This window comes from Rossellomorea sp. GAMAL-10_SWC (genome assembly GCF_049568075.1).
Taxonomy (GTDB): domain Bacteria; phylum Bacillota; class Bacilli; order Bacillales; family Bacillaceae_G; genus Gottfriedia.
This window is the reverse complement of record NZ_CP144911.1, coordinates 560,318-584,003: the sequence shown is the minus strand read 5'-3', so window position 1 is coordinate 584,003 and position 23,686 is coordinate 560,318. Positions and strand designations below refer to the sequence as shown.

Here is a 23,686-nt window from a genome sequence, read left to right as displayed (position 1 = left end):
AAAAGAGGATGAAACGAATCATCCTCTTTTTTAACTTTTATAAATTCAATTAGCTACTAACTAACGTTAATCTTTCATTCTTTACACATGTGCCACGGACTACTATTTTATATGGAACGATAATACTTTTTTCAGTACCATCTGGTTCTTCAATTTTTGAAATAATATTTTTTGCTGCTTCATTGCCTAATTGATAAATATTAATATCTACTGATGTTAATGGTGGATTTGCTAATTCTGCAAAAATTGCATTATTAAAGCTAATAATTGAAAGATTATTTGGGACTGAAATGTTATGTTCGCTTAATACACTTATAATTCCTAATGCTAATACATCATCAGTTACAACAATCGCAGTCGGAAGCTCCTTTAGTTCAAGCAATTGATTTACTGTTTTTCTTCCACCGTCTCTCGTAAATGATGTAAATATAATTTCTTCTTTATTTACTGAAAGTCCGTTTAATTGCATTGTATCTTCGAATCCGCGTAAACGGTTTTGAGTTACAAGAAGACTACTATCTCCTCCAACAAACGCAATTTGTCGATGTCCATGATCAATTAAATAATTCGTTACATCTCTTGCAGCTGCATAATTATCGTTATCAATATATGTTATATCATCAATTGAATGATAAGGCTTCCCTACTAATACAAAAGGAAAGTTATTTTCGTTCAAATAATCAATAATCTTATCATTTTCCTTAGAGTAAAGGAGAATAATTCCATCTACTCTTCTACCTCTAATTGTTTTAATCACAGTTTGTTCAACCTCTTCTTCGTTGTTTCCTGTAATAAAATAAAGAGAGTAATCTTTTTGATTCGAATACGCTGTAACACCTCTAATTACTTCTGCAAAAAAAGGATTATGAAATGATGTATCTAATGCTGGTGGCAAAACTAATCCAATTGATTTCGTTGATCGATTAGCCAATGATCTTGCATTTAAATTTGGATGATAATTTAGTTCATCCATTACTTTTCTAACTTTTCTTTTTGTTTTTTCACTAATTCTTGGGTTGTTTGAGATAACTCGAGACACCGTTGAAGGCGCTACATTCGCTTTCTTCGCAACATCCTTAATTGTAATAGTCATTTTAATTCCCCTTATTTACGAATGAATGTAAACGTTATCATTTCTTCTTTAGATGTAGACTCTATTTAAAAGATTATTGATTCTTGATACAATCCACATCTTCCTTCACAAGTCGATGTCCCGTTTATTATAATGGAATCTAGTGGATTAAATCTTTATACAATTTGCTTAGAATACTAAATAAGACAGTCATCTTCACAAGTATTCTAAGCTCAGCTAACTAGTATTTATTTCTCTTCATTATTACGTCTTCTTGCAAACCATAAAAAGATGATAAACGCCACAAAAATAGATGGAATTGCAATAATCACTCCAATGTTTAAACTAGTTTTAGGTGCAACTGCATAAACATTTGAAGATTCTCTTTTAAGGACTATATCAAATCCTTTTTTATTTGGACGAACCAAATCATCACTTAACATCCCTCTTAATTCATTAGACTTTTTAACAACATCAAAATCTACATGAACCTTTTGATCAAGAGAAGTATTATTTATTGCAACGATCGTAGTTTCATCATTATAATGTCTCTTAATTAAAGTCATACCTTTAGAATCATCATAAAGTACTTCAAAATCACCATCAGAAAGTGACGGTAAAGTTCTTCTTAATTCAGTCAGCTTTTTAATATATTTTGAAAAATCTTCATCAGTACGGAAATCCATTCCTTTTCGATTATCAGGGATGTTTCCACCATTTAGTGCAATTTCTGTCCCGTAATACGTCAAAGGAATCCCCGGTGTTGTAAATAAATATGCAAGAGCCAACTTTAATCTTGAAGGTGGATACTGCCCTTTTGAAAGAGCTATTGAAACAAAACGCTTAGTCATTTCATCATCTAAATAGTTAATCATTAATGTCGAACCTAACTGCTTACTTAAATACGCTTGTTGCTTCATTATGTCAGTTAATGATTGATTTTGTGAAGAAAACGTATTTGCTAAATCAGGAACTGAATCAACATTATAAATTCCATTAAAACCTAAACTTTTATATTTATTTAGATCTATATCACTTGAAGCATTTAAATCAGCAAATAAAATGAAATTTGGATTTTTCTTTTTTATTTCTTTGTTAAATGATTCCCAAAATGAAACAGGTACATTATTTACTTCTTGTAAATTATATCCGTCAAATTTAGCTTGATCCATCCAATACTTAGCTGTTTCAATTAAGTAATTAGCTACTTCATTATTTTCTTGATTAAAATCAGGTAACCCATTTATCCATTTCTTTTCTGAACTTGTACTATTTTCAGGATTAAACCAATCCGTTTTTTTAGCAAGTTCATTATTTGGCGAAGCATTATTTGTAACAAAATCAATATAAACTTTTATATTACGTTTATGCGCTTCTTTAACTAACTTCTTAAGTTCTTTATTTGTTCCGAACCTTGGATCAATTTTTCTAAAATTAACAACTGAGAATCCATCATATGAATTTGCGTCATTCTCAAAAATAGGTGAAATAGAAATAGCATTATATCCAAAATCCTTAAGATAATCTAATTTTTGGGTAATACCATCTAAATCCCCACCCTGAGATTTATTTAAATCTTTCGGGTCTGTATTTTTATCATTCATTGGATTACCATCAAAAAAACGATCAATTAAAATTCGATAAATCATTTCTTTTCTTAGATCAGTTGTATTTTTTTCTGCAAAACCAATACTTGGTAACGTACTAAAAAATAGTACAGACACTAGTATTAAAAAACCAAATCGCCTCATTTTTTCTCCCCCTGCAAGACACTCGCATGTACAAAAATTTCACTCTCTACATTATTTTGCAAAATATTACAATGAAATTCAAATGTTAAATTAAATTTCATAAAAATGGAAGCGATTGCACACACTATTTAATTATACTGTTACAAAGTTAGATAGCAAGTTAATTCCTTAAAGACATTCATAATAAAATTATACTAAAAAATAAAGGGTGGGATCATGCAAATTGAATCAATATATCATCAGCCATATGATCAATATGCTTTTTCAATAGATGATGAAACCTATCGTTTAAGAATACGAACAAAAAAAGGTGATTGTACAGAAATTATTTTTTATTTCGGAGATCCATTTAAATTTAATGAATCAGGTTGGCAAATTGAATCATCACTCTCCATGTATCTTGCATTTTCCACTGAACTATTTGATTACTGGGAAGTAAATGTAATCCCTCCAAATAAACGAATGAAATATCAATTTCTTTTAAAAAATGAGCAAGTTTCTCTATTTTATGGTGAGGGAGGATTTTCAAACAATTTTAACCCTAACGATCAATCAAACTGTTTTACATTGCCGTTTCTTCATAAAAATAATTTAATATCACCCCCGAGTTGGATTCATGATACGATTTGGTATCAAATTTTCCCCGATCGATTTGCTAGTGGAAATAACAAAAATAATCCTATCAATTCGACTCCGTGGGGCTCTACTCTACCAACTAGTTCAAGCTATTTTGGTGGTGATTTAGAAGGTGTTATTCAAAAAATAGATTATCTTAAAAATTTAGGAATATCCGGAATTTATTTAACTCCTATTTTTGAAGCAAATTCAAATCATAAATATAATACAATTAATTATTTTAGAATAGATCCTACTTTTGGAGATGAAAAAGTATTAAAAACATTAATCGAAAAATGTCATGAAAATAATATTCGAGTAATGCTTGATGCAGTATTTAACCACACAAGTGCATCCTTTCCTCCATTTCAGGATGCTTTGCAAAACGGAAGGGAATCCGCCTTTTATGAGTGGTTTCACTTTTTTAAAGATGAACAAAACAATGCAGCGTATGAAACTTTTTCTTTTGTAAAGGAAATGCCAAAACTAAATACTGAAAATAAAGAAGTACAGAATTTTTTATTAGAAGTAGGTTCTTATTGGATCAAAGAATTTAATATAGATGGTTGGCGTTTAGATGTAGCAAACGAAATCGATCATTATTTTTGGAAACTATTTAATAAAAAAATGAAGGAATTAAAAAAGGATTTATTTATTGTAGGTGAGATTTGGCACCATGCAATTCCATGGTTAAGAGGTGACGAATTCGATTCTGTTATGAATTATCCTCTAATGAAATCGCTTTTTGATTATTTCGGGTATCAATCAATTTCAAAGATACAATTTCAATATTCGATTAACGATTTAATAGCCCAATATCCATTACCTGTAATCAAAGTGCTCTTCAATGTATTAGGTTCACATGATACACCAAGAATACTGACACAATGTAATCAAAATGAAAAACGAGTGATACTATTATATGTCTTTTTATTTACTTTCTTTGGAACTCCATGTATCTACTACGGAGATGAAATTGGTCTACAAGGTGGAAATGACCCCGAATGCCGAAGCTGTATGCTTTGGGACAAATCAAAATATAATTTAAGTATCTTTGATTCAATAAAAAAGTTGATTTCGATAAGAAAAAAATACTCAGTTTTAGAAAATGACGGTGAGTTTAATTGGGTACAAGTGGAACAGCCCGACATTGTTATGTATGAAAGAAAGAATAATCAATTTCATTTTTTTATCATCATTAATAACTCAAGCGAAAAACAGTCAGTTAAAGTACCAATAAATTTAGGTAAGAAAAGAATTACAAATGTATGGAATGGCGAACAGTTTGCAACTGAATCTGATTCAATTGGTGTTGATCTACTAGAGACCGACTTTTTAATCTTGCAAGTAGAAGATACAAACTTATTTAATTAAGGCTGTTGTCCTGACATCAAACTTTCAAATACAGACTCATTTAAGTGGGTCTGTATTTTTATTCACCCATTTACGTTATGTTAGATTTTCTAACAAATTAGTTATATGTTAGCGTTTTCATTATAATTTTATATATTTTTTTGGGAATTTCGTGAAATTATTATTGAATTTTGCATACATTCTGAATATGATAACTTATATAACATTTAATGTTATAAAAACTAACATTAAAGAAATGGGGAATGAAGATGAACGGTATTCAAGCTGCGGATAGTGTATTTCTTTTTATTTCAACTGTTTTAGTCATGATTATGACACCTGGTTTGGCACTTTTTTACGGCGGTATGGTAAAAAGTAAAAACGTATTAAGTACTACAATGCATAGCTATTCTGCTATGGCAATCGTATCAATCCAGTGGGTGTTAATTGGTTACTCTTTAGCATTCGGTCCAGATTTTCATCATTTGATTGGTAACTTTTCTTGGGCAGCATTAAAGGATGTTGGTTTTACTCCAAATGATAACTACAGCGCAACAGTTCCTCATAATCTTTTCATGATGTTCCAGCTAATGTTTGCAATTTTAACTCCTGCACTTATTTCAGGTGCCTTCGCTGAGCGCATGAAATTTTCAGCATTTCTATTATTTACTCTTTTATGGACAACATTTGTTTACGATCCATTAGCTCACTGGGTTTGGGGCGTGGATGGTTGGCTTCGTAATCTAGGTGCTTTAGACTTCGCTGGCGGAACAGTTGTCCATATTTCCTCCGGTGTTTCAGGTTTGGTTCTGGCTCTACTTCTTGGCAAAAGACGAGATTTCGGATCTACATCACCTCATCATTTACCACTAACTGTATTAGGCGCTGGACTATTATGGTTTGGGTGGTTCGGATTTAATGTTGGTAGTGCTTTAACATTAAATGATGTGGCTTTAACTGCATTCATAAATACAAATACTGCAGCAGCTGCAGCTTCAGTTGCTTGGGTGCTAGTAGAATGGTACGTAAATAAAAAACCTACTATTTTAGGTGGCGTTAGTGGTGCCGTAGCTGGATTAGTTGCAATTACACCTGCTTGTGGATTCGTCACTCCTCTCTCATCAATCGTGATTGGATTTTTAGGTGGTGTCATATGCTTTTTAGCAGTAACATACTTAAAATACAAATTTGGATATGACGATGCTTTAGACGCATTCGGTTGTCACGGAATCGGTGGGACATGGGGAGCTATTGCAACAGGATTATTCGCCACAAAATCAGTAAATAGTGCAGGTGCAAACGGACTTTTTTACGGTGACATATCACTTCTTTGGAAACAACTACTCGCTATCTGTGCAACCTATCTTTTTGCAGGAATTATTACCTTTTTAATTGTGAAAGTTATAGGCTTTTTCATCCGCATTCGAGTTGATCAAGAGGAAGAAAACCTCGGCCTTGACTTAAGCATACACGGAGAAAAAGCATATCACGACGCAAGTATTTAAGGAGGGAAAAAAATGACTGCAAAATTAACGAAAATTGAAATCATTACACGGCCAGATAAATTTGATGTTTTAAAAGATGCACTTTCAAAGGTAGGAATCACAGGAATGACCGTAACGAACGTTTTAGGATGCGGAATGCAATCCGGCTATACGGAAGTGTATCGAGGAAAAAAACGAACAATCAATTTACATGAAAAAATAAAAGTTGAAATAGTCGTATGTGACGTACCTGTTCAAGCTGTAATCGATGAAGCAAAAAGAGTGTTAAAAACAGGAAAACCTGGGGATGGAAAAATATTTGTATACCCTATTGAAAACGCGATAAAAATTCGTACTGGCGAAGAAGGAAGAGACGCATTACAAAATGATTATTAGATTTTAAAACCTAGTCGTTCTATATGGCTAGGTTTTTTATTTGTTAGTTCACAATTTTCATTTGAGTAACAGCAACTCCAAGGATTTTGTAGATGTGAATGGTGGCCAAAATTTTTATTGAATATAAGTTTTTTTGTAAAAAGAGGTTAGATTTTTAATATAGTTGCTTGCTTCCAATCTGTTTCTTGCTATATCCATTGAAATCTTATTAAAGACCAAAGGAAATGAATGTTTATTTGCAGTTAAGGGCTTTTTAATTACAATTATCAATTTTTTAATTGTGCTTTCTGACTTTTTATTTGAAGCTCTCTCCTTTCATTTGCAATTTCATGCTTTTTATTTGCAGTTATCGAGTTTTTAATTGCACTTTCCGACTTTTTATTTGCAGATCCACTCGACTATTTAAACAGACAAAAAAGAGGTGAAAAAGATCACCCCTAGAATTTAAGCTTTCACATTAATATTGAATTTTTTAAACCAAACATGGATTTGATATAAATGAGCTAGTAATTGAGGGCCAGACATTAATTGTCCGTACCATGGAACTTGAAATGCTTTTCCTTCACTTTCCACTAAACTATTTAATTGCTCTTTATCAAGAAACTCGTAAAGAGCTGAGCTTTTATCTTTTAAAGCTTCTTTTAATTTTTGAACAACTAATTTTGTATATACCGGGTTATGCGTCTTTGGATACGGGCTTTTTTTGCGGTATAAGATATCATCTGGTAACAGACCTTCAAGCGACTTTCTTAAAATGCCTTTTTCACGGTCGCCATACATTTTAAGCTCCCACGGGATATTCCATACATATTCGACAAGTCGGTGATCTGCAAAAGGAACACGCACTTCAAGGCTCGCTCCCATACTCATCCGATCTTTTCGATCTAATAATTGTGACATAAACCATTGACGATTTAAATAAAACAGTTGTCTTCTTTTAGCTTCTAATGGACTTTCTCCTTCAAGGATTGGCGTTTCTTTTACAGTCTCGTTGTATCGATCTTGAACGTACTGAGCTAAATTCAGCTTCTTACTCCAATTTTCTTTTAAAAGCTTTTGACGAAGTTCTGTTGATCTCATCCAAGGAAACGCTGGTCTGTTCAAATCATCTTCTCGGTGAAACCATGGATATCCACCAAAGATTTCATCAGCACATTCTCCTGATAAGCCTACTACAAAGTTCTGTTTAATTTTTTGACAAAACCATAATAATGAAGAATCGACATCCGCCATTCCTGGAAGATCACGACACTCTGTCGCCTCATCTAAATATTGAACCAGTTCTTCGTTTGTAATGACACATCTTTGATGATTTGTATTAAATGTTGAAGACATTAACTCAATCCAAGGTGCATCTGAATTTGGTTGGAATACACTTGATGTAAAATATTTATCATTTTCCTCATAATCGATTGAATATGTGGTTAATTGACCTTTTCCTTCTTTAGCGTAATGATTTGCAGCGATTGCTGTAATCGTACTAGAATCAACTCCACCTGATAAAAACGTACATAAAGGCACATCAGAAACCAATTGTCTTACGATTGCATCTTCAACATAAAAACGTACTTTTTCAATCGTTTCATCAACTGAGTCTGTGTGAATATCGCTTTTAACATCCCAATATTTCCATATTTTAAGTCCATTTCTTGAGAATGTCATAGCATGACCACCACGGAGTTCTTTAATCCCATCAAAAACACCATTTCCAGGCGTACGAGATGGACCAAGTCCAAATACTTCTGAGAGCCCTTCTTCAGTTAATTCAGCCTTCACCCCAGGGTTTGCTAGAATTGCTTTTACTTCTGAAGCGAATAATAATCTTTTATAGTCCTCTTTATAAAATAGAGGTTTAACACCTAAACGGTCTCTTGCAATGAATAGACTTTCCTTTTCTTCATCCCAGATTGCAAAAGCAAATATTCCATTAAATTTGTCTACACAAGCTTCCTTCCACTCAATATAGCTTGTAAGTAGTACCTCTGTATCTGAATGCCCTTGAAACGTATAGCCTCTTTTTAAAAGTTCTTTTCTAATATCCTCAGTATTATATAACTCACCATTGTAGCAAAGCGTGTACGTGGAGTTACCTTTCGTCTTACGCATCGGTTGTTTTCCACCTACCGGATCAACTACAACTAATCTTTTGTGGCCAAAACTACAATGATTCGACGTCCAAATATTCGTATCATCTGGCCCTCGTTTAGACAATGTTTCAGCCATTTTTTTTGTGACTGAATTTACATTGGATAAATCCTTTTGAAAATCTGCCCACCCAGTTATACCGCACATGTTTTTTTCTCCTTTCTGGGCTATTTCCCTATAAAACTAAAGTTAATTCTATATCGTATTATTGTTTTTAAAAATAGGTGCGTTAATCCTCAAAAAAAGTTTGTAACTTATCAATATTTGTCCATACGTTTTTTTAATTTTTGCATAGTTATAAAATAGTTAAGTTATGTCAATAAATGAAAAAAGTAGCAGCTTTATTAAAATCGAAATAATCTCAGCTATTATGATTTATAAATCCTAATACCGGTCGGAAAATAGAGTAAATTTTTTAATCCTTTAAACAATATTCGAGATTCAAAAAAAGGTTCGAACGAAAAAAAGATTCTATTAGATACTTAATTTTATGATTCAATAAAATGTCCGAATCACTACTTTTCACTTGAACCTATGTAATTAAACAATGAACAGCAGAACGCTTGTAACTGGAGGTTACTTAATGCAATTTAAGCACCGATCACAATTATTTCAAAAGCAACCTCGCGCTTTTACTATTGGAGCAATTGAAGAAATAAATGATGAATGGGTCTTTTTCGATGATGAAACTGATGAGGCATTTTTACTTGAGGATCTTATCGATGAAGATTTTGAAGTTTCTATAAATGAAGAGTGGGTTCCTGCTTCTTTAAAAAATGGTAATTTTATTATTCAGTATCCCAAAAAGAAAAAATTACAAAATGGTGATATCCTTCGTATTCAAAGAAAGCTTTTATATAGCTTCGATTCACTATTGAAAAATTTGACCGATGAATCTTTTTATACTTTGGCGTACCTACTAAATACTCATAGTTTTTCCCTATACGATTGCTTGTACTGTCACAACTTCCTGTCATTTCAACCTGAAGGTTCACCTTCAGAAGGAGTTAATTTCATCGTATTTGATAATGGAGAACTTGTTTGTTCAGTATATCACCAATTTAGAATTTCATCTGAAGAACAAAACCATCGATTTGAACTCACGAAAGCTACAGGAAACCGCTACCTATTAACTCAACTTTCATAAATACAAAAAACTGTCACAAGTAATTTGTGACAGTTTTTTTATTAAGCAAAGAAGTGAAAACCTTGTGGTAATCTAAATCCTAAATATAATAAAGCTAAAATAAATACAGTAAAAATAGTTGCAGGAACAACCATTTTACGGTGTTTCTTAGAAGACACTGTGAAATATTCAAACACACCTAACATAAGAATACCAAGTGTCATTTTTACGTTATAAAGCATCATCATATTAGACGGCATATTTTCTTTATTTGAAATATGAATAAATAAATACAGTCCAGTTCCTAAAATAACGAAGTATAAAAGACGTAAAATCATATGGGCAACTTTCACATTCCAACCATTTTTGTATCCGTGCCCAACAAATAAAGCTAAAATAATAGCGATTACCCACGATGTAATATGTAAGTGAATCATTTCATTTCCTCCCAAATATATATTCTAAATAATCATAACATAAGAGATCCAATAAGGAAAAATGTAGAGGAGATGGAAATGGAAAAGATTTTAAAAAATTCACAAATTGTTCAAAATAAAAGCTATGATTTTATACCCATTAACCGATATAAAAAGCATGACTTAATATTCATTTTTAAAAATCATAAATTATATTAATCTAGGATTGTAATCTACTGTCGAAAATAAATTCAATATCATCTATAGCTCCTTACAATTCGACACCCCGTATAGTTTATCCTACAAAAACCTTTCAATTTCCACTATCCCAACATGGAATGCAGATGAATATTGTAGTATTTTGTAAGTTTTACACTTCTTTTAGCGAATGTCTTCTCATATGAAAATGATTTTGTATAATAGCATTACATACATCGTGAGACCTAGACATAATTCCCTATTCTTGAACAAAGTTGGTGACTAAATTGCTGCTTCATGTTATAGAGAAAAAACGGGCCCGAATGGTATATTATGCGGGACGATATGGCTTTACAAACAAGAAAACAGTTTTATGTAGCCAGGAATTGGACAGGCTAATGAATATGATCTCGACTTTTACCTCTTCTAAAAGGAGAGCCTAATAGCTAGCTTGCGATTAGATTATTCTAATTGCAGCTAGTATTTTTTTTGTTATAGAATACGATAGTATAATTTCCCCCTCCTCCCTCTTTTCTTCCTATTATTAAATTTAATACTTCTTAACAATACATAGTCTACAATCACATTTTAGGTTAAATGGCCATATAATACATAATCATAAAAAGAACAAAGGGTGTACAGTCATGCCTGCTTATGTTGGAGTAATAAATATCGTCAGTATCGGTAGTAGCGCTGTAGTTAACGTGGGTGATGCATATAATATCATACCTAAAAGTAATGCTCAAACGTATGCCGGTGCTGGTTCGTTTAATACAGGTGATAATGTAACAGTTTATAACAATAAAAGTATGTCGACCGTATATGATCAGGATCAAGTAGATCAACCAATGGTTGGCAACATGTAAAGGAGGATGTCGTTTGAATATATATATACATCAAACAATTATTATTAATCAGCTAAAAACCGGTGGGATTGTAAACTCATCTGTTTTCCAAATTGGTACAACAGGACATATAAATGCAAGAACGATAACGAATAATACTGGAGATTATTTAGAACCAGCACCACCACTTACTGAACCAGGTCAAATCGTTCAAACTTCGCAAGAAACATAAATTTTATTCCTGTAGCAAATTGAAAGCGAGGGAATTCTATGAATCAACTAGAATTAAGACAGACTCAAATTGAGCAATTACTATATGAGCAGTCCCAAATAATTGAACAATTAAAAGCTAAAGTAGTTCAGCTTGAGGCTACTGTTATTGAACTTTCTCAAAGACCTGAGACAAAAATAGATAAAATTGAATATAAATTTGACCAATTAAAAGTAGAAAATTTAAATGGTACGCTAACAATTGGGCTGAATCCTCTTCAAGCCCCAACATTCGATGATTTAACAGTTGAAAACCAACAAATTGATATTAAACCTGACAATAATATGAAAGCCTTGAAATCATATATAGCAGATCGAATTCATTTCCATTTAAAGGAAGAAGCGCTAGAAACCATTCTCCAATTAGAAACAGAGCTTAGAGTGTCAGTAGATGATTATTATCGTCAAATGATGATCGATGATATCCGAAATCAAATGGATATTAGGATTCCTTACTATATTGATTTATATAAAAATAAACCAAACTTCGCTGATAATCCGCTAAGATATTCTGAAGAAGTCGTTTTACACATGTTAAATGATATTCGAACTGCCTATAGTGCCTTTTTACAGAACTTACCGCATAATATTGGGAAGGAGAATAAAGGATGAATTTAAATGTAACAAATTGCAATTTACAAGTAGATGAAATAAAATTTACAGCCATTTCATCATCTTCATTATTTATAATTGGAGATGCTCATAATATTTCACTATCTTCTATATTTGACACACCACCAGAATCATTAATTATTGGACCATTTGTACCTTTATCTGTAAGTTAATGTTTAAAATTGATCCAAGATTTCGTTTAGCCGCTGTAGAAAGATATGATGTAAATACAGTACTATTTTCAAGCATTTTGCAGTTTGGGGATGCATTTTCACTCAATGCAGAGTCAAATGCTCTCGCTCTTCAAGAAGAAGGAAATGTGTTTGCTGTTCCAAATAAAGATGTTTTTGAAATATATCCACTTTTTAAAGTCATTCCAAAACATCTTCCATATGTTCCTAATGTGAAGTTAAATCGAGTAAATCTTAACCCGACAATCCAAGTTGGTTCGATTAATTATAATGGTATAAGCTCAGCCAGCGCTTCCATAATTGGCTCCGTTCATAGTGCTACAATGTTAGCTCGTGTACATCAAATACGACATTTTATCTCAGAACCTACAATCCATTACCAAACTCCAGGCATTCATGCTCAACCTACTTTTGCTCAACTAATGCAGCCAATGATGACACAGACTATGCAACCTTATCAATCAGATGTACTTGTTCAACCTACCACACCAGTTTCGCCAGCAATAACGCCACACACTGTAGTACCAGTAGCACCTGTAGTTCCGGTACACACAGTAGTACCAACCGTGCCTACAGTACCTGTAGTAACAAGGCGAAAAGAAGAAACATCAGAACCAAAAATAAACGATTAAGAAAGGAGTATATTTCATGCCAACATTTCTTGGTGCAATTGTCATAACAAGCAATGAAGGAAATATAAATACAGGAGATCTTAATAATATCTCACCAAAAACACAAACAAAATCATATTTCGGTTCAGGTTCAGGTAACACTGGATTCCTACCAGTTGCATTTAACGGTGCAAGTGCAACCAATACTTTAGATGCTGATTTAGTAGATCAAAATGAAGTAGCCACTCTATAATACACAAAAAAGCGATGCATCCGCATCGCTTTTTTCTATAACTCTACAATATGACCACCATCGAAAAAGTATAGATACTTAGCTTTAACCAGTTTATCCATACCCGCTTCAATTGCCTTTGAATAAAGATCAAGTTGAACACCATATCTTCTAATTGCTTCTTGCTTCAAGGCATCGCTTGTTGCAAATGCACCAGTTCGATCGGTTTTATAATCAATTAATATAACCTCGTCTCCATCAATTAAAAGTAAATCAATAATCCCTTGGATTAATACAACTTCCTCTTCATCTACCCAATCTTTATAAATTTCATTTGTTGAAACACCATAACTAAATGGTACTTCGCGCAGATTTTGATTAGAGTTTGCCACTAATTGACCAAGCTGTGATTGACAGAATTCAAAAATTTCCAAGCTATTTACAGCTTTCCCTTGCTCTTGGGTAATTAATTCTTTTAAAACCATACTATTTATCTGATTAATGATGTCTTCATGAGATGAAACAAATTGATAATCTAGATTTTGCATAATAGCATGGGTAGCAGTTCCTTTTTCAGCTGAATTCATTTTTTGTTCTGACATAAACTTCGGTCTTTCAAGTGGGAAATCTTTCGTTTTAGCCGCTGTAAAACGTTGACTATATGGATCTTCTTCTTGCATTTTCCTTTTTAATTCTGTAACAGATTGTTTTGGTCGATATAGCGTTGATTGTCTATGATGATATTGCCAGTTTAATTGATTCTCTAGTTTTTCATGAAGCTCATCATTGTTAAATTGAATCGGTTCCTTTGACTGAAAGGCTTGAAATACTTCGACTTTATTATTTTCTAATTCCTCAGTTTCCAATGGTTGAATTGTAGAAGCATCTACAATTGAATAATTCCAGCGACATGGATAAAACTGAATTTCATTTTCTGTATGCCACAAATCATCTTCGAGTCTAATTGCATTACTAGAATCGTGCCGAATGATCGAAGGACCAATCCAATCAAGATAACTTTTAGCACCACTAATAACGTTTAATGGCAGTAGCCATTCTTTATGGTTTTCAACTTCCTTCCAACTTTCAATCATTTTTTGTGCATCTTTTACTTTACCTACTAAAATAAGTTTTTCTCTTGCACGAGTTAATGCAACATAAAGAATTCTTAACTCCTCGGAAATTAACTCTTCATGTTCCTTGCGCTTGATTGTTTCCTTCAAAAGAGTTGAATTAGTCGTACGATACGCAGGATGTACAAAATTCATACCTAGACCTAATTCCTTTTGTAAAATGAATTTCGCCCTTAAATCCTGCATATTAAATTGCTTAGATGTATTCACGACAAACACAACTGGAAACTCTAATCCCTTACTTTTATGGATTGTCATCATTTGAACGACATTTTCTTGATCACTTAAAATACGAACCTCATCTAGCTTTTCCTCTCTTTCTTGCATACGATCTAAAAATCTTAAAAACTGAAATAGACTTTTATAATTTGATTCTTCTAAAGCTTTAGCACGATCAAATATCGTAATTAAATTTGCTTGCCTTTGTTTACCTCCTGGTAAGCCTCCAACAAAGTCATAGTATGTAGATTCCTTTAATACCTTCCAAATAAAGATTGAAAGTGTCTCCCTTTTAACGAGTCGTTTCCATTCCTTTATTTGTGCAAAGAAATTTACTAATTTAATTGAAAGCTGTTTATGGCGGTTTTCATAATTATTTAGATAATCTTGACATGCATCGTAAAAGGATCCATTTTTATGATTAAGTCTAATCATCGTTAATTCCGGTTCCGAAAGTCCTACAATTGGAGAACGTAGGACAGATGCAAGTGGAATATCTTGAATCGTATTATCGATTAGCTTTAATAAATTTAAAAAGACGGCTACTTCAATCGTTTGAAATAAGTCCTTTGATTTCTCAGCATAAAGCGGTATACCCAACGCTTTGCATTCTTCGATATACAAATCTGCATTCGATAATGAACGGCCTAAAATAGCAATATCATTATATTTTACTGGTCTCATTTCTCCAGTCTTTTCCGTTACTAAATATTCACTTTCAACTAAATCCTTTATTCTTCTTGCTACGTACCTTGCCTCAATTTGTTCAAGCTTTTCTTCAACAAGATCATCATCTTCTTGTTCACTATACTCAGGCACATTTTCTTCTTCATCCGAATTCGTTAATAAGATTAATTCAGCAGCCGAGTCTGAGTATTCAGGATAGCTCGCACCTAGCTTTAACATCGCATCTTCATCATACTCAATTCCACCAATTTCTCTTCCCATGATTTGTTGAAAAATAAAATTGGTAGCATCTAATACTTCCGCTCTACTTCTAAAGTTTTTAGAAAGATCGATTCTTAAACCAGTTCTTTCATTTTTTTCTTTTTCATATAAATTGTATTTATTTATAAACAGCTGTGGTTCGGCTAATCGAAAGCGATAGATTGATTGCTTAACATCTCCAACCATAAAAAGATTACCAGAAGCTCCCGTGCCTTTTGTGATTAATCTTAAAATCGATTCTTGTACATAGTTCGTATCTTGGTATTCATCTACCAACACTTCGTTAAACTTTTCTTGATAAACTCTTGCAACCGATGAAGGTACTAATAAATCTTTTTCGTCTTTTTCCTTTAAAATTTCAAGTGCATAGTGTTCTAAATCATTGAAATCTAAAATTCCATTTTCTAATTTTGCTTCTTTAAATAACACGATGAAACGATTAACAAGTTCAATTAACTTTTCAACTAGGGGTTTTAATTCACTTATTTGTCTTAATTGAACGTCAATACTTCGACTAAAATACTTATCTCTTATATCATCAATCTCCTTTTTAACGTCTTTTCGGAAATTCGCTACTAATTCCTTTTTCTGTTGATCTCCCTCTGTCTTTTTAATAGTGGGCAATCGATTAAATACTATTTTTTGTAGACCAACATTAATTTCTTCCCATGATTTTTCTGAAGCATGGAATAAACATTCTAAATTAGCATACTCCTCTTTAAACACTTCAGCATACTTAATTGGACCATCAGGACTTTCTATTATATCCAGAGCTTGTTTATAAGTGTTTATACAAGCAAACAGATCATCTTGAATAAATTTCTTAAGCTCTTGAATAAAAGGAATCTCATCAACTGGTTTACCGACTACATTATATTGATGAATGAATGCATTTAAAAACTCACTTGGGTTTGGATTAGAAATTGCATGACGATATAGCTTTAATATTAATTTTGGTAAATCATTATCATCTCGATCACTAGTATATCGATCAACTAAATCAAAGAAGACTAAATTAGACTCATCACTATATTCTGACTCCATCAACTCTTCTAACACTTCATCCATCAGTAATTGAATCTCAATTTCTTCTGCAGTACGGAAGTTTGGATCTAATTCTACCATATAGTAATTTGATCGAATGACTTCCGTACAAAAAGAGTGAATAGTAGAGATTGAAGCTTTATTTAACAAAGAAGCTTGTTTCCTTAAATGATCAGATTCAGGATTATTTACAAGTTGTTTCTCTAATGCAATCCCGATCCTTTCCTTCATTTCCTGGGCACTTGCTTTTGTAAAAGTAACAACAAGTAATTCATCAACATTTATTGGATTTTCATTACGAATGATTTTTTGAATAATTCGTTCAACAAGAACAGCCGTCTTACCAGAACCAGCAGCTGCTGCTACAAGAATATCCGTCCCTTCGAAATCAATCGCTTTTTGTTGGTCGACTGTCCATGTTGTTTTACTTGCGTTATTTTCTTCTTTACTCATCTTTATTCACCACCTCGATCATTTTTTGTAATGCTTCGCTATCTTCTAAAGGAGGTAGAACACGATATTCATTTCCTTTTACATTCGCATCAAATTGACATACTGATTGGTACGAGCAATATGTACAGGGTATTTTATCCTTTTGCTGATATGGATTTGCTTCTACAAAACCGTTGTATATTTGCTGACCTGCTTCAGTAAATTTTTGCTTTATATAATTTGTCATCATTGGATATTGTTCAGGCTTTACCGTTTTTGAATATTTCGCCATATACTCTCCGGTTTTCTTAAGCCTAATCGGCACAATTTTTGAAGAGCTTCCGTCTTGAATTAAGGCTTCATCCATTAACGTATTACTTTCACGATCTTCTAAAAGTAATCCATTCATTTTAAACTTTTTAAAGATCTCATCCTGAATTTCATCGAGTTCGATATTATTTTTAACTTTAACAATCGGATTTTGAACATGGAAATAAAGAATACCAGCCGGGTCCGCGTGTTTTCCAAGTAAAGTTGTTGAATTTGCTACAGCTATATCTAAATAGGTTAGTAACTGTAAAGCAAGTCCGTAGTAAACATCTGATAATTTTAATTCCTTCTTCGTTGATTTATAATCCAAAATTCGTAAGTAATCGCCTTTTTCACTTGTTGCTTTATCAATTCGGTCAATTCGACCATTTAATACCATTCTTCTCTTCCTATCAATCGGAAGTTCATAAGAATTTAACTGTTTACCCATACCAAATGGTACTTCTAAAGCAACAGGAACGAATTTACCTGCATGCTCTTGTTGACTTAAAATTGAGGATACTTTAGCAATAACATCCTTCATTTTTTTCTTTAAAAACATATAGCGATTCGTACTTAACAAAATCTCACGTTGAAACTTTGGAGAGATTTCATCTACTACTTTAGCTGCTAATTCATCACATTCTGAATTCGTTAAACTACTCCAGCTTTTCCCTGTCTGTAAAAGATTCTCTCCAATAATTGTTAAAGCACTGTGGAATAATTGACCCATATCAAATGATTCAAACTTATAAATTTCACGTTCTTGAAGCTTTAGACCATATCGTGCAAAATGGGCATATGCGCATTGATGGAAAAGCTCGATTCGTGAAACCGATCCACTCAATTCCTCCCCATATAATTCTGTACTTAAATCTTCTCCAAGATCTTTCGCGACATTGTTATACATTACACTACCTATTACTTTATACAGTTTATCTTTTGAATCAGAATTTTCTCGTAAGACATTATAAAGCGTCCACCATAAATCCATATTCGTTTCTGTTTCCCTAGTAGACCAAACTTGAAGCTGAGAAACTAAATTCGTTAACGCTGTACCAAAATTTGTAATAGATGTTAGCTGTTCTTCTACGGAACTAAATGTTAAGTCTCCACTTTCAAATCGTTGATGTATATTTGGAAAAATCGATTTTAGCCTTTGAATGAGACTTGATGGGGCAAGACTTTTTCCATCATCACTTGCTAATGGGTAACTAATGATTAACTCATGGCTTGCACGATTAATTCCAGTATAGATATTAAAATTTTCTACAAATAATTGGTGCTTACTTGTTGGTGCTACTTCTACACCAAATGATTGTAAAAACTCCCTGGCAGTATCGCCTAATAATCCGTCTTCATTAGCCTTCCTTGGAATAACACCTTCATTTACACCAATGATATAAGCACATTTTACATTTTGTAATCTTGAATGATCAAAATCAGCTATGTTTACTTGATCTAATGATGCAGGAACATTCGCAAATTGAAGTGATTGAAAACCAGTTTGAAGAATTTCAAAAAATGTTTTACGAGACAGCTTTTCTTCTCCAATTAATTCAACGCATTCATCTAAAAGTTGAATAAACCCTTTCCAAACTTGCTCATGATTTTTACTTTCAATTAAATTGGATCGATTTTCAGCATCATCCTTTAAACGTTGAAGCTTCCTTGAAATATCTAGCGATTCAACAAATTCATACAATGCTACACACATTTCTCTCGCATTTTTTGCTTGCTTTAGATTGCTTTGAAATGTAAGTATTGGCTTTACTAATAAATCTCTTACGGAATTGATTAATGCCTCGAATTCTAACTCTTCAGTTGTTATCCCTCTATCAATACCTTCAGTTGAGCGATACTTTCGATACTTCCATGGCTCTTCAATCGTCCACCTTTTTCCTTGCTTACCGTACGCTATGCAATAATTCTCAAATAACTCGAGCTGTTCACGATTCTTATCACGATTACTTTCGAATGGATAAACTAATTCCGTTTTATACGCATTGAAAACTGATTCATATCTCCAATTTTTTTGAATGATATCGAAAGTAGCCTGTAAAAACGTAAATAATGGATGCGTTAACATAGAACGCTTTTCTTCAATGAAAATGGGTATTTCGTACGCATGAAAAATAGTCGAAATCAAATGCGAATATGATTCTCCATTTCTTAAGAAAATAGCTATATCACGATATCGGTATCCTTGATCACGTACCTTATTAATAATATCTTTGGCAATCCCATTTACTTCAGCTCGTCGATTAGATGCCGACATAATCTTAATTCCATCTGATTCAAACGAAGGCTTAACTGGTCTGTTATCAAAATTCGTTTCGAAATACTTCAAATCATTCGATTGATTTCTAAAGTTATGATGACAAATAACAGGTTGCTCTATTGTTTGCATTGTATTTAAAGCAATCTCATTAATTTGTTGATATAGAAGCGCTGGTTTATAAAATAAATTTAATTCATGTGGTAAAAAATCATCATATTGCCGGTCGATTGTGAGAGAGAAATTTACCTCACTACAATATCTCATTAGCTCCTCAACTACATTTCGCTCTTGAGGTGCCAAATCATAATATCCATCAATATAAATAATACTGTCTTTTATATAATCACTTTTAGGTAATTCTTGAATCAACAAATTTAAATAGTCTTCTGAATCAAGATACTTATCTTTCATATATGTATTAAAAGCATCAAACACGATTTGAATATCATTTATCTTTTGTTGAATAAAGATATGATCCTTTGATGAATCTTGCTCCATTTGTAATATAACGGAAGATAATTCATCTGAAGAAACTTGAAAACCTTTAAACTCAGCAATAAGACCCGTTAGTTCCTTATAAAATCCTTGTCGATCAGCAACGTGATGAAAAACTTTCAAATCTTCTTTCTTTTCTTCAATAATCTTTCGAAGAATCATAGAAATTCCAATCTCACCAATATGAATCCGACTGATTCCACCTGTTTCTTGTAGAACCTTCCAGGCTAATCGAGTAAAACTAAAAACTTGGGAGTTAATAATTGCTTTTTTTTCCTGCCTTTTAACTAATTCATATTCCATCTGAAAGGTCATTTGGTCAGGTACAATAAAAATGATATTTTTTGTTTCGTTCTTTAATCGATCTGTAATCTCATTTAAAATGTGATGCGTTTTTCCACTTCCTGCACGTCCTAATATAAATTGAAACGACATAAATCCCCCTCCTTAATGTATTAGAATAATGGTTATTGTTTAGTAAAAAAGTGTTTAAATGTGTACCTAATAAGAAAAGCCCCCATAAGGAGCTTATTTGTTAAAATTCGTATTCAAACTTGAAAGTGGCCAATAAAGTAGATCGACCTTCCCTACAATTTTATCAATTTTTACAAATCCAAACAAACGACTGTCATAACTTTTTGGTCGATTGTCCCCTTCAACAAAAACATAGCCTGGTGGAACTTTCGTTTTACCTGTAACTTCGTTTAAATTAAAATCAGGTGTAAAAGTTGTTCCCTTTAAAGAACTTTTGTAATCATTTAAATATGGTTCATTCCATTTTTTATCGTTAACATAAAGCTGATCATCTTTATATTCAATTGAATCTCCAGGTAAACCAATGACACGTTTAACATAATCTTCTTGCTTATTTGCATGAAAAACAATTACGTCAAATCTGTTAATATCACTAATTTCATATCCAAATTTATTTATAACTAGTAAGTTTCCATCCTTTAAAGTTGGCATCATAGATTCTCCATCAACTACATATGTAGAAAATAAGAACGTTCTTACAATAAAAGCAATTGCGATCCCAATAATGATCGCTTTTCCCCAGTCAAATACTTCTTTTCTTAGCATAAAGTTGCTCTCTCCCTCCCTGAGTCATAATACTTTATTGCTCATCAGATGATCGAGACGCACTCTTTTTCTCTGTTGTTTTTTCTTTGATGTCCATACGTTTCTCAATCACTTTTCCAACTATCCATAATACGAATATAAAAATTCCTATGTACAATGCTTTAATCGGTTTCTGAAACACTGAAGTTAAATCTTTCCCTAAATAACTAATCATCGCGATCATTGTAAACTTTCCAAGTACCAATGCGATAAGAAATTGTGATATTTTAATACGTGACAAACCGGCTACTATATTTATTAAAAAAGATGGTGAAAACGGAAATGCAAACATAATAAAAATTGGACCAAATCCCCTTTTTTCAATCCACCCTATTGATGATTCTACTTTCTTATGTTTACTTATAAAGGAAAAAAATCGTTTCTGACCAAATTTTCTAACAACATAGAATAGTAAAATGGAACCTAAGCAAGAACCAATCCATGAATATAAAAAACCTAAAAAAGGACCAAATGCTGCTGCATTAGCAAATACAAAAATGACCAAAGGTAAAATTGGACAAATTGCTTCGATAAAAGGGATTGAAATTCCAACTAATGGACCATAATCTTTGTATTGTTGAATGAGATGTAAAAAATGTTCTTCTGTAAAAAAAGCCTTTAAGTCAAAAACGTTCATTTAAATATGAATCTCTCCTTAAGCCGTATTTCTAAATAGATATCCTTACTGTTAACATTATCACATATAACTATTTATTCAATAATAATAAATGATTCTAACTAGTATTTTTTGTAATAATTTGACTGATCATATTATAAATATTTTTTTACTAATTTGTTCCTAATGATGCTTAATCTAATTCTAATAAACTATTTTTGAATAAATAAAAAAACTACTTCACTGAATGGTAAAGTAGTTTTTTCATGCGTTGAAAGAGAATTTGTCATTTAAATAAGTCACGTCATGTTGATTTAATAGATGAAAACGAACGCTATGTTAATTTATATTATTTTTCGTATTAGCTCTGTTAAATTAAAATGTTTTTTTGAAATAAAAAAAGACTGTCAAATTAGACAACCTTTAGGAGCTTTTATCTAACTATGGCATGCATTAGTTGAACTAATCGAGTAATCTTCTATTGATAAATAAGTACACCATTGTTAATAAAATCAACATTATTATTATAAGAAGCGTTACTTCATAAGGATAGTCGAAAATACTATTAATAATTATTAACATGCTGAGAGGAAGAGAAAAACCTCCACCTACCACTTTTCCTAACAAGGACTTATTTTTTATCATTTTCTCATTAAAACCGGCTAACAACCATGTTTGTTTTTTCACAGCGACTAGGTAAGACACAAGTAAAAGTGCTATTCCAACAATCAATAATCCGTAATCCATCAATCTATCTCCTTTATAGTATTTTTTCCATAATATGTAAATTATTGAAATAAATGATATTCCCTTTTATAATTAATCCTTATTGAACTATCTGCCATTTACTTCAATAAAAAAAATCGACTAAATAGCCGATCGAGTTTTTTAATAAAATCAATTTTCCACTTTAAAATATTTTGAGACTTCGAAAAATACACTTAAACCAATAATGAAAAATAATAATCCAAACCAGAAGGTGAAGTTTGTAATATTCCATAAATATGAAGTTGTTAAATTTTTAATTGCGGTCATATCAATACCGTTACCATTACCGTTAAAAGATAAGGAAATAAGTATCTTTTCGAACCCACCTAATACCATCATAATAACTCCCATAAATACAAATATTATCCCAAAGTTTTTCATTTAGTTAATCCCCTATTTTATAATATGTTTAATGAAAGTTTCTATATTCTTATTAAACTATCCTGCCATTTTATTAAATAAAGAAATCAAAAATCTTTTATAATAGTCCTCAAAAAAACACTCGTTCAAGGTTGATTTATATTAATTTTTAATGTTCACAAACGAACCAATTAAAGTCCCTATTCCTCCAAACAGTAGTGTTGATGAGCCTTTTAAAAATGAACGTTCAAAAAATGCGATATTTATTACTCCATTATAAAGAAAAATAAATAAGAAGCAGATGACTATAAAATACCATTTTGAAGTAAAACCACGACTCAAACAATGATCTTCCATCTTCTTTTTAAACAAATGTTGTGTGTAGTATAAGAAAACAAAAAACAGAACTAATAAAATCAACGAGATGGCAATCGAAAAATCCATTTTTATTAATACATAAAAAATCATAAAAACAATTCCGATAATTACTGATTCTGTCCTTTCATACCGATTCATAAAAACTCCCTCTTATTCATTAAATGTTGATAAGTAAATTATCTATTTTGTGTTCTAAATCGTCAATTGGGTTATTTTTTTGGGTACTAAGGTAATCTTTTTTGAATAAATGGAAATCCACTTTTAAAG

22 protein-coding genes are annotated in these 23,686 nt (G+C 32.0%); 11 read left to right on the top strand and 11 right to left on the bottom strand.

The window, feature by feature from the left end:
* Positions 1 to 49 precede the first annotated feature (49 nt).
* On the bottom strand, positions 50 to 1,093 hold the full coding sequence (locus V5E38_RS02815; RefSeq protein WP_499212131.1) for a LacI family DNA-binding transcriptional regulator: 1,044 nt from the start codon (positions 1,091 to 1,093) through the stop codon (positions 50 to 52).
* A 227-nt stretch (positions 1,094 to 1,320) separates the two neighbouring features.
* The gene (locus tag V5E38_RS02810; RefSeq protein WP_499212130.1) at positions 1,321 to 2,823 is read right to left on the bottom strand and encodes an alpha-amylase family protein; all 1,503 of its coding nucleotides are present in this window, start codon (positions 2,821 to 2,823) and stop codon (positions 1,321 to 1,323) included.
* Positions 2,824 to 3,039: 216 nt separating this feature from the next.
* Between V5E38_RS02810 and V5E38_RS02805 the strand changes: the two genes are divergently transcribed.
* From V5E38_RS02805 to V5E38_RS02795, 3 genes are all read left to right on the top strand, one after another.
* Positions 3,040 to 4,812, top strand: coding sequence for a glycoside hydrolase family 13 protein (locus V5E38_RS02805; RefSeq protein ID WP_499212129.1), 1,773 nt, complete (start codon positions 3,040 to 3,042; stop codon positions 4,810 to 4,812).
* A gap of 257 nt (positions 4,813 to 5,069) precedes the next feature.
* Positions 5,070 to 6,296: an ammonium transporter gene (locus V5E38_RS02800; RefSeq protein WP_499213497.1), complete on the top strand. Its 1,227-nt coding sequence runs from the start codon at positions 5,070 to 5,072 to the stop codon at positions 6,294 to 6,296.
* 12 nt (positions 6,297 to 6,308) lie between these two features.
* A complete protein-coding gene (locus V5E38_RS02795; RefSeq protein WP_069032963.1) occupies positions 6,309 to 6,671 on the top strand; it encodes a P-II family nitrogen regulator in 363 nt (120 codons plus the stop codon).
* A gap of 444 nt (positions 6,672 to 7,115) precedes the next feature.
* On the opposite strand, the gene asnB is transcribed toward V5E38_RS02795, so the two are convergent.
* Positions 7,116 to 8,963, bottom strand: coding sequence for an asparagine synthetase B family protein (asnB, locus tag V5E38_RS02790; RefSeq protein WP_499212128.1), 1,848 nt, complete (start codon positions 8,961 to 8,963; stop codon positions 7,116 to 7,118).
* 436 nt (positions 8,964 to 9,399) lie between these two features.
* Between asnB and V5E38_RS02785 the strand changes: the two genes are divergently transcribed.
* Positions 9,400 to 9,963: a DUF2777 family protein gene (locus V5E38_RS02785; RefSeq protein ID WP_499212127.1), complete on the top strand. Its 564-nt coding sequence runs from the start codon at positions 9,400 to 9,402 to the stop codon at positions 9,961 to 9,963.
* Positions 9,964 to 10,004: 41 nt separating this feature from the next.
* Here V5E38_RS02785 and V5E38_RS02780 read toward each other — a convergent pair whose 3' ends face one another.
* A complete protein-coding gene (locus V5E38_RS02780) occupies positions 10,005 to 10,379 on the bottom strand; it encodes a DUF1516 family protein (protein ID WP_097973702.1) in 375 nt (124 codons plus the stop codon).
* A 464-nt stretch (positions 10,380 to 10,843) separates the two neighbouring features.
* Here V5E38_RS02780 and V5E38_RS02775 point away from each other — a divergent pair, with 464 nt between their 5' ends.
* The 7 genes from V5E38_RS02775 (at position 10,844) to V5E38_RS02745 (ending at position 13,338) form a co-directional block, all read left to right on the top strand.
* Positions 10,844 to 10,999: an aspartyl-phosphate phosphatase Spo0E family protein gene (locus tag V5E38_RS02775; protein WP_088012099.1), complete on the top strand. Its 156-nt coding sequence runs from the start codon at positions 10,844 to 10,846 to the stop codon at positions 10,997 to 10,999.
* Between the two features lie 201 nt (positions 11,000 to 11,200).
* A complete protein-coding gene (locus V5E38_RS02770) occupies positions 11,201 to 11,422 on the top strand; it encodes a spore germination protein (protein WP_499212126.1) in 222 nt (73 codons plus the stop codon).
* 13 nt (positions 11,423 to 11,435) lie between these two features.
* The gene (locus V5E38_RS02765) at positions 11,436 to 11,633 is read left to right on the top strand and encodes a spore germination protein GerPB (protein WP_499212125.1); all 198 of its coding nucleotides are present in this window, start codon (positions 11,436 to 11,438) and stop codon (positions 11,631 to 11,633) included.
* A gap of 38 nt (positions 11,634 to 11,671) precedes the next feature.
* A complete protein-coding gene (gene gerPC / locus V5E38_RS02760) occupies positions 11,672 to 12,283 on the top strand; it encodes a spore germination protein GerPC (RefSeq protein WP_499212124.1) in 612 nt (203 codons plus the stop codon).
* The gene (locus V5E38_RS02755; protein WP_499212123.1) at positions 12,280 to 12,456 is read left to right on the top strand and encodes a spore germination protein GerPD; all 177 of its coding nucleotides are present in this window, start codon (positions 12,280 to 12,282) and stop codon (positions 12,454 to 12,456) included. Before gerPC ends, V5E38_RS02755 begins: the two co-directional genes overlap by 4 nt.
* A complete protein-coding gene (locus tag V5E38_RS02750) occupies positions 12,456 to 13,106 on the top strand; it encodes a spore germination protein GerPE (protein ID WP_499212122.1) in 651 nt (216 codons plus the stop codon). The genes V5E38_RS02755 and V5E38_RS02750 overlap by 1 nt, the downstream gene beginning before the upstream one ends.
* Before the next feature lie 16 nt (positions 13,107 to 13,122).
* Entirely contained in the window at positions 13,123 to 13,338 is a 216-nt protein-coding gene (locus V5E38_RS02745; RefSeq protein WP_499212121.1) for a spore germination protein, read from the top strand.
* Positions 13,339 to 13,373: 35 nt separating this feature from the next.
* On the opposite strand, the gene addA is transcribed toward V5E38_RS02745, so the two are convergent.
* The 7 genes from addA to V5E38_RS02710 all read right to left on the bottom strand — a co-directional run bounded on the left by addA (position 13,374) and on the right by V5E38_RS02710 (position 23,557).
* Positions 13,374 to 17,114, bottom strand: coding sequence for an exodeoxyribonuclease V subunit beta (gene addA / locus V5E38_RS02740; RefSeq protein WP_499212120.1), 3,741 nt, complete (start codon positions 17,112 to 17,114; stop codon positions 13,374 to 13,376).
* Positions 17,107 to 20,613 carry a helicase-exonuclease AddAB subunit AddB gene (addB, locus tag V5E38_RS02735; RefSeq protein ID WP_499212119.1) on the bottom strand — a complete coding sequence of 1,169 codons (3,507 nt, stop codon included), beginning with the start codon at positions 20,611 to 20,613 and terminating at the stop codon, positions 17,107 to 17,109. Before addB ends, addA begins: the two co-directional genes overlap by 8 nt.
* Before the next feature lie 93 nt (positions 20,614 to 20,706).
* Positions 20,707 to 21,258, bottom strand: coding sequence for a S26 family signal peptidase (gene lepB / locus V5E38_RS02730; protein ID WP_499212118.1), 552 nt, complete (start codon positions 21,256 to 21,258; stop codon positions 20,707 to 20,709).
* 34 nt (positions 21,259 to 21,292) lie between these two features.
* The gene (locus V5E38_RS02725) at positions 21,293 to 21,934 is read right to left on the bottom strand and encodes a TVP38/TMEM64 family protein (protein ID WP_499212117.1); all 642 of its coding nucleotides are present in this window, start codon (positions 21,932 to 21,934) and stop codon (positions 21,293 to 21,295) included.
* 441 nt (positions 21,935 to 22,375) lie between these two features.
* A complete protein-coding gene (locus tag V5E38_RS02720) occupies positions 22,376 to 22,660 on the bottom strand; it encodes a DUF3784 domain-containing protein (protein WP_499212116.1) in 285 nt (94 codons plus the stop codon).
* A gap of 150 nt (positions 22,661 to 22,810) precedes the next feature.
* Positions 22,811 to 23,062 carry a hypothetical protein gene (locus V5E38_RS02715; protein ID WP_499212115.1) on the bottom strand — a complete coding sequence of 84 codons (252 nt, stop codon included), beginning with the start codon at positions 23,060 to 23,062 and terminating at the stop codon, positions 22,811 to 22,813.
* A 141-nt stretch (positions 23,063 to 23,203) separates the two neighbouring features.
* Complete coding sequence (locus tag V5E38_RS02710; RefSeq protein ID WP_499212114.1) at positions 23,204 to 23,557, bottom strand: hypothetical protein; 354 nt, start codon at positions 23,555 to 23,557, stop codon at positions 23,204 to 23,206.
* Positions 23,558 to 23,686 lie beyond the last annotated feature (129 nt).

Coding starts and splice junctions, on each gene's coding strand:
- V5E38_RS02750 (WP_499212122.1), top strand. CDS start 12,456: ATGTTTAAAATTGATCCAAGATTTCGTTTAGCCGCTGTAGAAAGATAT.
- V5E38_RS02715 (WP_499212115.1), bottom strand. CDS start 23,062: ATGAAAAACTTTGGGATAATATTTGTATTTATGGGAGTTATTATGATG.
- V5E38_RS02810 (WP_499212130.1), bottom strand. CDS start 2,823: ATGAGGCGATTTGGTTTTTTAATACTAGTGTCTGTACTATTTTTTAGT.
- V5E38_RS02770 (WP_499212126.1), top strand. CDS start 11,201: ATGCCTGCTTATGTTGGAGTAATAAATATCGTCAGTATCGGTAGTAGC.
- V5E38_RS02815 (WP_499212131.1), bottom strand. CDS start 1,093: ATGACTATTACAATTAAGGATGTTGCGAAGAAAGCGAATGTAGCGCCT.
- addB (WP_499212119.1), bottom strand. CDS start 20,613: ATGTCGTTTCAATTTATATTAGGACGTGCAGGAAGTGGAAAAACGCAT.
- V5E38_RS02720 (WP_499212116.1), bottom strand. CDS start 22,660: ATGGATTACGGATTATTGATTGTTGGAATAGCACTTTTACTTGTGTCT.
- V5E38_RS02755 (WP_499212123.1), top strand. CDS start 12,280: ATGAATTTAAATGTAACAAATTGCAATTTACAAGTAGATGAAATAAAA.
- V5E38_RS02805 (WP_499212129.1), top strand. CDS start 3,040: ATGCAAATTGAATCAATATATCATCAGCCATATGATCAATATGCTTTT.
- lepB (WP_499212118.1), bottom strand. CDS start 21,258: ATGCTAAGAAAAGAAGTATTTGACTGGGGAAAAGCGATCATTATTGGG.
- asnB (WP_499212128.1), bottom strand. CDS start 8,963: ATGTGCGGTATAACTGGGTGGGCAGATTTTCAAAAGGATTTATCCAAT.
- gerPC (WP_499212124.1), top strand. CDS start 11,672: ATGAATCAACTAGAATTAAGACAGACTCAAATTGAGCAATTACTATAT.
- V5E38_RS02795 (WP_069032963.1), top strand. CDS start 6,309: ATGACTGCAAAATTAACGAAAATTGAAATCATTACACGGCCAGATAAA.
- V5E38_RS02710 (WP_499212114.1), bottom strand. CDS start 23,557: ATGAATCGGTATGAAAGGACAGAATCAGTAATTATCGGAATTGTTTTT.
- V5E38_RS02785 (WP_499212127.1), top strand. CDS start 9,400: ATGCAATTTAAGCACCGATCACAATTATTTCAAAAGCAACCTCGCGCT.
- V5E38_RS02780 (WP_097973702.1), bottom strand. CDS start 10,379: ATGATTCACTTACATATTACATCGTGGGTAATCGCTATTATTTTAGCT.
- V5E38_RS02745 (WP_499212121.1), top strand. CDS start 13,123: ATGCCAACATTTCTTGGTGCAATTGTCATAACAAGCAATGAAGGAAAT.
- addA (WP_499212120.1), bottom strand. CDS start 17,114: ATGAGTAAAGAAGAAAATAACGCAAGTAAAACAACATGGACAGTCGAC.
- V5E38_RS02725 (WP_499212117.1), bottom strand. CDS start 21,934: ATGAACGTTTTTGACTTAAAGGCTTTTTTTACAGAAGAACATTTTTTA.